Source organism: uncultured Brevundimonas sp. (genome assembly GCF_937863155.1).
In the GTDB taxonomy this organism is placed as follows: Bacteria; Pseudomonadota; Alphaproteobacteria; order Caulobacterales; family Caulobacteraceae; genus Brevundimonas.
Genome location: NZ_CALMFB010000069.1, coordinates 38,322 through 48,569, shown reverse-complemented (window position 1 = coordinate 48,569; position 10,248 = coordinate 38,322). Strand labels below are relative to the sequence as shown.

The following is a 10,248-nucleotide window of genomic DNA, read 5'->3' as shown; positions in this document are numbered from 1 at the left end:
CGTCAAAGGCGGATTTCATTACATTGCTGTAATGCGACGTTTAACCTCGGCCTGATCCAGCCCGGCGATGGCCAGGCGCTTCAGCCGCGACTGGCCCCCGCGTTCCAGCGTCACGGCCGACCGGGGCACGTCCAGGGCCGGGGCCAGCAGCCGGATCAGGGCGTCGTTCGCCGCCCCGTCCACCGGCCGGGCGCGGACCCGCACCTTCAGCACCGGCCGTCCCTCGGGATCGGTCTCCCAGCCTTCGATCCGGTCGGCCGAGGCGCCGGGTTGCAGCTTGACGAACAGATCGGCCATGGCCGCGTACAGACCAGATCGGACCCGTTACGGCAAATGGACGCGCCCGTGTCTTGCCTGTCTGGGCCGGCCTATATATGTTTCATATACGAAACGCTTAGTCGAGGGTCCGCCATGGGCATCGTCAATATCGAGGACGATCTGCACGAACAGTTGCGCCGGGCCAGCCGCGCCTCATGCCGCTCGATCAATGGCCAGGCGGCTTTCTGGATCAGGATCGGCATGCTGTGCGAACTGAATCCCGGCCTCAGTTTCCAGGAACTGGCGGCGCGCGAACTGGCGGCGGCGGGGGTGGGCGCGCCCGATCTGGCGGCATGACCAAGACCCCGCAGGAGGTCGAGCAGATGGCCGAGGCCGGGCGTCTGCTGGCCTCGGTCTTCACCCATCTGGACGGGCTGACGTTGGCGGGCATGAGCACGCTGGAGATCAACGACCGGGTCGAGGCCTTCATCACCGACGACCTGAAGGCCCGGCCCGCCAGCAAGGGCCAGTATGGCTATGGCTTCGTGCTGAACAGCTCGCCCAACGCCGTGGTCTGTCACGGCGTGCCGTCCAAGGACGAGATCCTGAAGGACGGCGATATCGTCAATCTGGACATCACCCTGGAGAAGGGCGGCTGGATCGCGGATTCCAGCAAGACCTATCTGGTCGGCCAGGTGGGGCCCCAGGCGCGGCGGCTGGTGCGCACCACCTATGAGGCGATGTGGAAGGGTATTCTGGCGGTGCGGCCCGGCGCGACCCTGGGCGACATCGGCCACGCCATCGAACGCCATGCGACGCGGGCGGGCTATTCCATCGTGCGCGACTATTGCGGCCACGGCATCGGACGCGAAATGCACGAAGACCCCCAGGTGCTGCATTTCGGCAAGCCGGGGCGCGGACTGACGCTGAAGGAAGGCATGGTCTTCACCATCGAGCCGATGCTGAATCAGGGCGTCCGCTCGGTCCGCACCCTGGACGACGACTGGACCGTGATCACCGGCGACGGAAAGCTGTCGGCCCAGTTCGAGCATACGGTGGCCGTGACCCGCGACGGGGTGCGGGTGCTGACCCTTCGGCCGGATGAGGTGCGGGGCTGAGACGACCTCTTCGATCAGGCGTCTCAAAATGCGTGCGGGTGATCATTTTCGCTGGTTGGGGCGGACGCACCTGTTAGGCGTGACCGTAAGGCTTCTGATCGAGGGGGCCACGGGGCGGCGGAATGTTTGGAAAATGCATCGGAATTATGGGTGCGCTGATCATGGCGTTAACCCTGGGGCTGGCCGCACCGTCAGCCCGGGCCCAGACAACCATCGGCAGCACCGGCAACTCACAGCATGTGGCGATCCACGACGCTCAGCGACCTGGCCAGGTTTTTACGCCGCCCACAAACACGGCTCTGACCAGCTTCACCGTCCACCTGGCGCGCACTACGCCGAACCTTGAAGTCACACCGTCGATCTATGAATGGACCGGCTCGGGGACGTCCGGGCCGCCGGTCTGGACCGGCACGCCTACTCTGGTAACGCTATTGAGCGTCGAGCCGTTCACATGGACCCCGAACGTGGTCCTCGATCCGGCAAAGAGCTATATTTTCTGGCTGGATCGGCCTGGCGGGCAGAACGGCGTCATCGCCGCCGACGCCATGGACGTCAGCCCGGACTACTATCTCGCCATATACGATGGGATCGGGTGGGTCAGTTATCCGACGTTCGAAACCCAGTTCAGCGCAACCTTCGCCGCCCCGGTCGCTGTCGTGCCGACCCTGTCGGAATGGGCGACGATCCTGTTGGCGCTAATGCTCGCGGGGGGCGCGACACTGGTGATCCAGCGGCGCCGCGCGGCGGTCTGATCCGAAGGGGCGTCTGATCGGCAAGACGGCCTCGCCGATGACAGGCGGGGCCGTCGCCTGACAGCGAAAAAGGGCGCGGGCCTTTCGGCGCCGCGCCCTTGATGTTTCAGCCGGACGGACCGTCTCAGCCCAGGGCGGCCATCAGTTCCGGCACCGCCGTCTTGTAGTCGGCGACCAGGCCATAGTCGGCGACCTGGAAGATCGGGGCGTCGGCGTCCTTGTTGATGGCCACGATGACCTTGGAGTCCTTCATGCCCGCCAGGTGCTGGATGGCGCCCGAGATGCCGATGGCGATATACAGCTGCGGCGCCACCACCTTGCCGGTCTGGCCGACCTGATAGTCGTTGGGGGCGTAGCCGGCGTCGACGGCCGCGCGGCTGGCGCCCACGGCGGCGCCCAGCTTGTCGGCCAGGGGGTCCATCACGGCCTGGAATTCCTCGGCCGAGCCCAGGGCGCGACCGCCCGAGACCACGATCTTGGCGGCGCCCAGTTCGGGGCGGTCCGACTTGACCATTTCCTCGGACACGAAGGCCGACTTGGCCGCCTCGCCCGCCGTCACGGTCTCGACCGGTGCCGAGCCGGCCTCGGCGGCGGCCGCGAAGGCGGTCGGGCGCACGGTGATGACCTTCTTGGCGTCGGCGGTCTGGACCGTCTCCAGCGCATTGCCCGCATAGATCGGGCGCACGAAGGTGTCGGCCGAGACGACTTCCACGATGTCCGAGATCGGCGCCGTATCCAGTTTGGCGGCGATGCGCGGGGCGAAATTCTTGCCGTCGGTGTTGGCGGGGGTCAGCACGGCGTCATAGCCGCCGGCCAGCGGCAGGACGGTCGCCTCGACCGCCTCGGCCAAGCCATGACCCACGGCGTCGCCTTCAGCCAGCAGCACCTTGCGCACGCCCGAGATCTTGGCGGCGGCGTCGGCCACCGACTTGCCGGCGCCCTTTTCGCTGAGGACCAGCAGATCCACGTCGCCCGACAGGGCCAGGGCGGCGGTGACGGTCTTGTGCGTCGTGTCGCGGACGGCCGAGCCGTCGTGATCGGCGATGACGAGAACGGCCATTACAGCACCCCCGCGGATTTCAGCTTGGAGACCAGTTCGGCCGCATCGGCGACCTTGACGCCCGCCGACCGCTTGGGCGGCTCGGCGACCTTCAGAACCTTCAGGCGCGGCGCGGTGTCGACGCCGTAGTCGGCGACCGCCTTCATGGCGATCTCCTTCTTCTTGGCCTTCATGATGTTGGGCAGGGAGGCGTAGCGCGGGGTGTTCAGCCGAAGGTCCACGGTGACCACCGCCGGCAGGGTCGCCGCCACGGTCTGCAGTCCGCCGTCGACCTCGCGGGTTACGGTCGCCTCACCCCCGCCGATCACAATCTTTCCGGCGAAGGTGGCCTGGGGCCAGTCCAGCAGGGCCGCCAGCATCTGACCCACGGCGTTGTTGTCGCCGTCGATCGACTGTTTGCCCATCAGGATCAGGTCGGGTTTTTCCTCATCGACCACGGCCTTCAGGATCTTGGCGATGGCCAGGGGCTCCAGGTCGGCGTCCGACTGGACCAGCAGGCCGCGGTCCGCGCCCATGGCCAAGGCGGTGCGAATCGTTTCCTGAGCCTGGGTCACGCCGATGGAGACGACCATGATCTCGGTCGCCGTGCCGGCGGCGTGGTGATCCTTGCCTTCCTTCAGGCGCACGGCCTCTTCGACGGCGATTTCGTCGAAGGGGTTCATGCTCATCTTGACGTTGGCCAGATCGACGCCGGTCTGGTCCGCCTTCACACGGGCCTTGACGTTACTGTCGATCACCCGTTTGACGGGGACGAGTACCTTCATTGCGCTATTCCATAAGCTGGCCGGAATCTTGCGGCAGGGATTGGACCGGCCGAAGGGGCCTGTCAACGTAACGCCGGGTAAACCGTCATGATGAAACGCCTTCTGACCCCGGCGCGACTGGGCATTCTGTTCTTCGTGGTGTTCGGCCTGCTGGCCGGCGGGGCGGGCCTGTATCAGGTCTATTGGGCCCAGCCGGGCGACCGCTGCGAGAAGTCGGGCCGCTGGTGGTGGGCCGAACAGCGGCGATGCGTCACGCCCGTCGCCGTCGCCGACATCACGGGCCGCCAGCCGGGCCAGAGCCGCGCCGAGGCCTCGGCCCAGAACAACCGCGAACTGGTGGCCATCGAGGATCGCCTGGCCGCCGAGAAACAGGCCCGCGACGCGGCGACCCGCGCCGAACGCGCGCGGGTCGAGGCCGAAACCGGGCGCTAGACCCCCGGCTCGGCCTTTTCGCGGTCGTTCAGCGCTTGCGCGGTTCCTGAGCCGCCGCGGCTTCTGCCTCGACGGCGCGGGCCTCGGCGGCATCGGCTGCGGTGCGCAGGCGAGCGGCCTCGTCACGCTTCGATGTCGCACGCCGGGACCACATGTTCAGCATCTCGACCCCGGCCGAGAAGGCCATGGCGGCGTAGATGTAGCCCTTGGGCACATGGGCGCCGAAGCCCTCGGCGATCAGCACCATGCCGATCATCAAAAGGAAACCCAGGGCCAGCATGACCACGGTCGGGTTCTTGTCGATGAAGTCGCCCAGAGGGTCGGCGGCCACCAGCATGACGGTGATCGCCACCAGCACGGCCACGACCATGATCGGCAGGTGCTCGGTCATGCCCACGGCGGTCAGGATCGAATCGATCGAGAAGACGATGTCGATCAGGATGATCTGAAAGATCGCCGCCCCGGCGTTGTTGATGACGATGTCCTTCTTGTCCTTCTCCAGCAGGTCCTTGCTGGGGGCGGGATCGACCGAGTGGTGGATTTCCTTGGTCGCCTTCCACACCAGGAACAGGCCGCCCAGGATCAGGATCACGTCCTTCCACGAGAAGGCGTTGCCGAACAGGGTGAAGATCGGGGCCGTCAGGGTGACGATCCAGGCGATCGTCGACAACAGCGCCAGGCGCATGACCAGCGCCAGCGAAATGCCGATGCGCCGGACCTTGGAGCGATGCTCAGGCGGCAGTTTGTTGGACAGGATCGAGATGAAGATCAGATTGTCGATCCCCAGCACGACCTCCATCACGATCAGCGTGACCAGGGCCGCCCAGGCGGCGGGATCGGAGAACAGCGGGATGATGCTGTCGAACATGCGGTGTCCTGAATAGAAATGGGGGGCGACCGCGCCCCTCCGGCGCTTGCCCAAGCGTCTTTCTAGCGTCGCGGTTCCCGGTCCCGCAATCCGGCCCCCCTGCGACCCGCCGCCTCGGTTGCGGTTTGGGGGGATAGGTGCTATCCGGCGCCCGGCTTTGCATGGGGGCACGTCGAAAGACGCGCTCCCGATATGCTTTCTGCAAGCATTTCAAGCCTTTGACCGACCGGCGCTTGTGCTGGTCAACCCCGAACGCTAACCCGCGCGGACATTATATCTGTGGCTGACGATTTCAGGACGACGGAAGTCGGCGAGCGCTATGCACAGGCGCTGTTCGACCTGGCAGACGAGACCAAGGCGCTGGACGCCGTGCGCGCCGACCTGAAGTCGCTGCGCGCCGCCTTCGTGGACAGCGCCGACCTGCGTCGCCTGCTGACCTCGCCGGTCATCGCCGCCGAGGACCAGGCCAAGGGTCTGGTCGCCATCGCCGACAAGGCCAAATTCAACGCCACGACCCGGAAATTCCTGGGCCTGCTGGCCGCCAACGGCCGCGCCCGCGACCTGACGGCCGTGATCGGCGCCTTCGAGGCTCTGTACGCCAAGAAGACCGGCGTGGTCGCCGCCGAGGTGGTGTCGGCCCAGGCGCTGAGCGCCGCCCAGCTGAAATCGGTCCAGGCCGCCCTGCGCGCCGCCCTGGGCAAGGATCCCGAAACCACCGTCCGCGTCGATCCGTCGATCCTGGGCGGCCTGAAGGTCAAGGTCGGCTCGCGGCTGTTCGACGCCTCGCTGAAGACCAAGCTCGACCAGATGAAGTTCGCCCTGAAGCGCGCTTGACGCGCTTCAGAACCAATAATGCAGCGCGCGTAAGCGCGCTCCGACTATGAATGCAGCGGGCCTGACGGCTCGCCCCAGAAGACGAAGACAGAGAGATCCCCATGGATATCCGCGCCGCTGAAATCTCGGCCATCCTGAAGTCGCAGATCGCCAATTTCGGCGTCGAGGCAGACGTCTCGGACGTCGGCCAGGTGCTGTCGGTCGGCGACGGCATCGCCCGCATCCACGGTCTGGACAACGTCCAGGCCGGTGAAATGGTCGAATTCCCCAAGGCCGGCGTGAAGGGCATGGCCCTGAACCTGGAACGCGACAACGTCGGCGCCGTGATCTTCGGCGCCGACACCGCCATCGGCGAGGGCGACGAGGTCCGCCGCCTGGGCGAGATCGTGGACGTGCCGGTCGGCAAGGGCCTGTTGGGCCGCGTCGTCAACCCGCTGGGCGAGCCGATCGACGGCAAGGGCCCGATCAAATTCACTGAGCGCCGCCGCGTGGACGTCAAGGCGCCGGGCATCATCCCGCGCAAGTCGGTGCACGAGCCGATGCAGACCGGCCTGAAGGCCATCGACACCCTGATCCCGGTCGGCCGCGGCCAGCGCGAGCTTATCATCGGTGACCGTCAGGTCGGCAAGACGGCCGTCGCCATCGACACCATCCTGAACCAGAAGTCGGTCAACGCCGCAGGAGACGCTTCTGGCGACGAGAGCGCCAAGCTGTACTGCATCTACGTCGCCATCGGTCAGAAGCGCTCGACCGTGGCCCAGATCGTCAAGACGCTCGAGGAATCGGGCGCGCTGGAATACACCATCGTCGTGGCCGCCACGGCGTCGGAGCCGGCCCCGCTGCAGTTCCTGGCCCCGTTCGCCGGCACCGCCATGGGCGAGTTCTTCCGCGACAACGGCATGCACGGCCTGATCGTCTATGACGATCTGTCGAAACAGGCCGTCGCCTATCGCCAGATGTCGCTGCTGCTGCGCCGTCCGCCGGGCCGCGAAGCCTATCCGGGCGACGTCTTCTATCTGCACAGCCGCCTGCTGGAGCGTTCGGCCAAGCTGAACGGCGACTATGGCTCGGGCTCGCTGACCGCCCTGCCGATCATCGAGACCCAGGCCAACGACGTGTCGGCCTATATTCCGACCAACGTGATCTCGATCACCGACGGCCAGATCTTCCTGGAATCGGACCTGTTCTATCAGGGCATCCGCCCGGCCGTGAACGTCGGCATCTCGGTGTCGCGCGTGGGCTCGTCGGCCCAGACCAAGGCGATGAAGAAGGTCGCCGGCTCGATCAAGGGCGAACTGGCCCAGTATCGGGAAATGGCCGCCTTCGCCAAATTCGGCTCGGACCTGGACGCCTCGACCCAGAAGCTGCTGGCCCGCGGCGCGCGCCTGACCGAGCTGCTGAAGCAGCCGCAATACGCCCCGCTGACCATGGAAGAGCAGGTCGTCTCGGTTTACGCCGGCACCCGCGGTTACCTGGACACCGTCGCCGTGGCCGACATCGGCCGCTTCGAGACCGAGCTGCTGGCCCGCATCAAGTCGTCGAACCCCGGCCTGCTGGACGGCATCCGCACCAAGAAGGATCTGACCGCCGAGCTGGAAGCCGAGCTGAAGGACGTTCTGGCCGCCTTCACCAAGACCTTCGCCTGAGCCTGATCTGACCGAGAAGCGAGAGTAGCGCCGAATGGCCAGCCTCAAGGAAATGCGCGATCGGATCGGAAGCGTGAAATCCACGCAGAAGATCACGAAAGCCCTGAACATGGTCGCCGCGGCCAAGCTGAAGCGCGCCCAGGAACAGGCTGAAAGCGCCCGTCCCTACGCCAAGAAGATGGCGGCGGTGATCGCCAATCTGGCCGCCGGCGTGTCGGGCGAAGGCGCCCCGCGCCTGCTGGCCGGCACCGGCGCGGACCACAAGCACCTGATCGTGGTCGCCACCGGCGACAAGGGTCTGGCGGGTGGTTTCAACACCAACGTCATCCGCGCGGCCAAGGAGCGGATCAACAGTCTGCTGGCCTCGGGCAAGGACGTGCGCATCATCGCCGTCGGCCGCAAGGTCCGCGACGGCCTGAGCCGCCAGTTCGGCGACCGCGTCATCCGCACGTTTGAAATGAGCGACCACAAGGTGGTGGGCATGCCCGCCGCCGAGCCGATCGCCGCTCTGATCGCCGAGGAGTTCGAGGCCGGCAACGCCGATGTGGTGACCCTGTTCTACAGCCGGTTCCAGTCGGTGATCGCCCAGATCCCGACCCCGCGCCAGCTGATCCCGGCCGTCATCGACGCCGACGCCCCGCCGATCGACCTGAACGGCGCGGTCTATGAATATGAGCCGTCCGAGGAGGAAATCCTCGAGACCCTGCTGCCGCGCAACATCACCACCCAGATCCTGGCCGCCCTGTACGAAAACCAGGCCAGCTTCTTCGGGGCCCAGATGGGCGCCATGGACAACGCCACCCGCAACGCGGGCGACCTGATCAACAGCCTGACCCTGCAATACAACCGCAAGCGCCAGGCCCAGATCACCACCGAACTGATCGAGATCATCGCCGGCGCCGAAGCGCTCTGATCCGATACCGACACGACCTTCCGAACGGAACGCACCGATGACCGACACCACCGCCAAGAAACCCGCCGCCAAGAAGCCGGCCGCGCCCAAGGCGCCCGCCGCCAAGAAGCCCGCCGCCGCCAAGGCTGCGCCCAAGGCCGCCATCGCCGGCGCCAACGGCCGCATCGCCCAGGTGATCGGCGCCGTCGTGGACGTCGAGTTCGACGGCCATCTGCCGGCCATCCTGAACGCGCTGGAAACCCAGAACGTCGACCAGAAGACGGGCGAGCCCTTCACCCTGGTCCTGGAAGTCGCCCAGCACCTGGGTGAGAACATGGTCCGCGCCATCGCCATGGACACCACCGAGGGCCTGACCCGCGGCCAGCCGGTCACCGACACCGGCAACTCGATCCAGGCGCCGGTCGGTCCGGGCACCCTGGGCCGCATCATGAACGTGGTGGGCCAGCCCATCGACGAACAGGGCCCGATCAAGACCGACCTTTACCGCCCGATCCACCGCGAGGCCCCCAGCTTCGAGGAACAGTCGACCTCGGCCGAGATCCTGGTCACCGGCATCAAGGTCATCGACCTGATCTGCCCCTACACCAAGGGCGGCAAGACCGGCCTGTTCGGCGGCGCCGGCGTGGGCAAGACCGTGACCATGCAGGAACTGATCAACAACATCGCCAAGGCCTATGGCGGTTATTCGGTTCTGGCCGGCGTGGGCGAACGCACCCGCGAAGGCAACGACCTGTATCACGAGATGATCGAGTCCAACGTGAACGTGGACCCGACCAAGAACAACGGCTCGACCGAAGGCTCCAAGTGCGCCCTGGTCTATGGCCAGATGAATGAACCGCCGGGCGCCCGCGCCCGCGTCGCCCTGACCGGCCTGTCGATCGCGGAATATTTCCGTGACGAGGAAGGCAAGGACGTGCTGCTGTTCGTCGACAACATCTTCCGCTTCACCCAGGCCGGTTCGGAAGTGTCGGCTCTGCTGGGCCGCATCCCGTCGGCGGTGGGCTATCAGCCGACCTTGGCCACCGAGATGGGCAACCTGCAGGAGCGGATCACCTCGACCAAGAAGGGTTCGATCACCTCGGTCCAGGCCATCTATGTGCCCGCCGACGACCTGACCGACCCGGCGCCGGCCGCCTCGTTCGCCCACCTGGACGCGCGCACGGTTCTGAGCCGCGACATCGCCGCCCTGGCCATCTTCCCGGCCGTGGACCCGCTGGATTCGTCCAGCCGGATCATGGACCCGCTGGTGATCGGCGAGGAGCACTACAACGTCGCTCGTCGCGTTCAGGAAATCCTGCAGCAGTACAAGGCGCTGAAGGACATCATCGCCATCCTGGGCATGGACGAGCTGTCGGAAGACGACAAGCTGGTCGTGTCGCGCGCCCGCAAGATCCAGCGCTTCCTGTCGCAGCCCTTCTTCGTGGCCGAGCAGTTCACCGGTTCGCCGGGCAAGTTCGTGGAGCTGGCCGACACCATCCGCAGCTTCAAGGCCATCTGCGATGGCGAATACGACCACCTGCCGGAAGCGGCCTTCTACATGGTCGGCCCGATCGAGGAAGCCGTCGAGAAAGCCGCCAAACTGGCCGCGGAAGCCGCCTGATCC

Annotated in this window: 12 protein-coding genes; 8 read left to right on the top strand and 4 right to left on the bottom strand. The window is 66.3% G+C overall.

From position 1 onward, the window contains the following. Positions 1-18 precede the first annotated feature (18 nt). Positions 19-297 carry a DUF167 domain-containing protein gene (locus tag Q0581_RS11290; protein WP_298700364.1) on the bottom strand — a complete coding sequence of 93 codons (279 nt, stop codon included), beginning with the start codon at positions 295-297 and terminating at the stop codon, positions 19-21. Positions 298-411: 114 nt separating this feature from the next. Here Q0581_RS11290 and Q0581_RS11285 point away from each other — a divergent pair, with 114 nt between their 5' ends. From Q0581_RS11285 to Q0581_RS11275, 3 genes are all read left to right on the top strand, one after another. Beyond that, entirely contained in the window at positions 412-615 is a 204-nt protein-coding gene (locus tag Q0581_RS11285; protein ID WP_298700362.1) for a ParD-like family protein, read from the top strand. Continuing rightward, the gene (gene map, locus Q0581_RS11280) at positions 612-1,376 is read left to right on the top strand and encodes a type I methionyl aminopeptidase (protein WP_298700360.1); all 765 of its coding nucleotides are present in this window, start codon (positions 612-614) and stop codon (positions 1,374-1,376) included. The genes Q0581_RS11285 and map overlap by 4 nt, the downstream gene beginning before the upstream one ends. A gap of 146 nt (positions 1,377-1,522) precedes the next feature. Continuing rightward, entirely contained in the window at positions 1,523-2,128 is a 606-nt protein-coding gene (locus Q0581_RS11275) for an IPTL-CTERM sorting domain-containing protein (protein ID WP_298700359.1), read from the top strand. 124 nt (positions 2,129-2,252) lie between these two features. Here Q0581_RS11275 and Q0581_RS11270 read toward each other — a convergent pair whose 3' ends face one another. Together Q0581_RS11270 and Q0581_RS11265 are read right to left on the bottom strand one after the other, a co-directional pair. After that, positions 2,253-3,188, bottom strand: coding sequence for an FAD-binding protein (locus tag Q0581_RS11270; protein WP_298700357.1), 936 nt, complete (start codon positions 3,186-3,188; stop codon positions 2,253-2,255). Then, positions 3,188-3,952 carry an electron transfer flavoprotein subunit beta/FixA family protein gene (locus Q0581_RS11265; protein WP_298700356.1) on the bottom strand — a complete coding sequence of 255 codons (765 nt, stop codon included), beginning with the start codon at positions 3,950-3,952 and terminating at the stop codon, positions 3,188-3,190. Before Q0581_RS11265 ends, Q0581_RS11270 begins: the two co-directional genes overlap by 1 nt. An 87-nt stretch (positions 3,953-4,039) precedes the next feature. On the opposite strand from Q0581_RS11265, the gene Q0581_RS11260 reads away from it, so the two are divergent. Next, entirely contained in the window at positions 4,040-4,384 is a 345-nt protein-coding gene (locus tag Q0581_RS11260) for a hypothetical protein (protein WP_298700354.1), read from the top strand. Between the two features lie 28 nt (positions 4,385-4,412). Here Q0581_RS11260 and Q0581_RS11255 read toward each other — a convergent pair whose 3' ends face one another. After that, entirely contained in the window at positions 4,413-5,252 is an 840-nt protein-coding gene (locus tag Q0581_RS11255) for a TerC family protein (protein WP_298700352.1), read from the bottom strand. Positions 5,253-5,531: 279 nt separating this feature from the next. Here Q0581_RS11255 and Q0581_RS11250 point away from each other — a divergent pair, with 279 nt between their 5' ends. The 4 genes from Q0581_RS11250 (at position 5,532) to atpD (ending at position 10,245) form a co-directional block, all read left to right on the top strand. Then, the gene (locus Q0581_RS11250) at positions 5,532-6,086 is read left to right on the top strand and encodes a F0F1 ATP synthase subunit delta (RefSeq protein WP_298700332.1); all 555 of its coding nucleotides are present in this window, start codon (positions 5,532-5,534) and stop codon (positions 6,084-6,086) included. A gap of 101 nt (positions 6,087-6,187) precedes the next feature. Then, positions 6,188-7,732, top strand: coding sequence for a F0F1 ATP synthase subunit alpha (gene atpA / locus Q0581_RS11245; RefSeq protein WP_298700330.1), 1,545 nt, complete (start codon positions 6,188-6,190; stop codon positions 7,730-7,732). Positions 7,733-7,766: 34 nt separating this feature from the next. Next, positions 7,767-8,645 (top strand): F0F1 ATP synthase subunit gamma, encoded by an 879-nt coding sequence (locus Q0581_RS11240; protein WP_298700328.1) that lies wholly within the window; start codon positions 7,767-7,769, stop codon positions 8,643-8,645. 37 nt (positions 8,646-8,682) lie between these two features. After that, positions 8,683-10,245, top strand: coding sequence for a F0F1 ATP synthase subunit beta (gene atpD / locus Q0581_RS11235; RefSeq protein ID WP_298700326.1), 1,563 nt, complete (start codon positions 8,683-8,685; stop codon positions 10,243-10,245). Positions 10,246-10,248 lie beyond the last annotated feature (3 nt).

What these genes read in the sequence shown, in the direction of transcription:
- Q0581_RS11290 (WP_298700364.1), bottom strand. Translation starts at nt 297, where the DNA reads ATGGCCGATCTGTTCGTCAAGCTGCAACCCGGCGCCTCGGCCGACCGG.
- Q0581_RS11285 (WP_298700362.1), top strand. Translation starts at nt 412, where the DNA reads ATGGGCATCGTCAATATCGAGGACGATCTGCACGAACAGTTGCGCCGG.
- map (WP_298700360.1), top strand. Translation starts at nt 612, where the DNA reads ATGACCAAGACCCCGCAGGAGGTCGAGCAGATGGCCGAGGCCGGGCGT.
- Q0581_RS11275 (WP_298700359.1), top strand. Translation starts at nt 1,523, where the DNA reads ATGGGTGCGCTGATCATGGCGTTAACCCTGGGGCTGGCCGCACCGTCA.
- Q0581_RS11270 (WP_298700357.1), bottom strand. Translation starts at nt 3,188, where the DNA reads ATGGCCGTTCTCGTCATCGCCGATCACGACGGCTCGGCCGTCCGCGAC.
- Q0581_RS11265 (WP_298700356.1), bottom strand. Translation starts at nt 3,952, where the DNA reads ATGAAGGTACTCGTCCCCGTCAAACGGGTGATCGACAGTAACGTCAAG.
- Q0581_RS11260 (WP_298700354.1), top strand. Translation starts at nt 4,040, where the DNA reads ATGATGAAACGCCTTCTGACCCCGGCGCGACTGGGCATTCTGTTCTTC.
- Q0581_RS11255 (WP_298700352.1), bottom strand. Translation starts at nt 5,252, where the DNA reads ATGTTCGACAGCATCATCCCGCTGTTCTCCGATCCCGCCGCCTGGGCG.
- atpA (WP_298700330.1), top strand. Translation starts at nt 6,188, where the DNA reads ATGGATATCCGCGCCGCTGAAATCTCGGCCATCCTGAAGTCGCAGATC.
- Q0581_RS11240 (WP_298700328.1), top strand. Translation starts at nt 7,767, where the DNA reads ATGGCCAGCCTCAAGGAAATGCGCGATCGGATCGGAAGCGTGAAATCC.
- atpD (WP_298700326.1), top strand. Translation starts at nt 8,683, where the DNA reads ATGACCGACACCACCGCCAAGAAACCCGCCGCCAAGAAGCCGGCCGCG.